General features: G+C 69.4%; 1 protein-coding gene. It reads left to right on the top strand.

The genetic code is table 11. The features are described 5' to 3' along the window. Positions 1–545: IS66 family transposase (tnpC, locus tag SP5_RS18295; RefSeq protein WP_042491517.1), on the top strand; the 545-nt coding region annotated here is incomplete at both ends.

Raw genomic sequence — 545 nt, forward strand, 5'->3', positions numbered from 1 at the left:
TGGCACGGCCAGTACCCGTCCGCAGTCTACCCGGACACCTGCCGCGCGAGGAGGTCGTCCATGAGCCGGCGTCGGGTGCCTGCACCTGTCCGGACTGCGGTGGTGCGTTGCGTCCGCTCGGCTCGGATGCGCACGAGATGCTCGACATCGTGCCGGTGCGCTGGCGGGTCGTGCGCAACGTCCGCTCCAAATACAGCTGCCGGGTGTGCGAGAAGATCGTCCAGGCTCCCGCACCGGTCAGCGCGATAGCCAAGGGCAAGGCGACCTTCGCGACGCTGGCGCACATCGTCGTCTCGAAGTTCGACCACCATCTGCCGCTCTACCGCCAGGCCGAGATGATGGCGGCGCAAGGGCTCGACATCGACCGCTCGACATTGGCGGGCTGGACCGGACAGGCCGCCGCGCTCCTCGACCCCATCGTCAGCCGCATGCGCGACGAAGTCCTCAAGGCCGACAAGATCCACGCCGACGACACGCCCGTGCCGGTGCTCGACCCCGGCCGGGGCAAGACCGCGACCGGGCGGTTGTGGGTGTATGCGGCCGAC

The sequence above is a fragment of the Sphingomonas parapaucimobilis NBRC 15100 genome (genome assembly GCF_000787715.1).
Lineage (GTDB): Bacteria > Pseudomonadota > Alphaproteobacteria > Sphingomonadales > Sphingomonadaceae > Sphingomonas > Sphingomonas parapaucimobilis.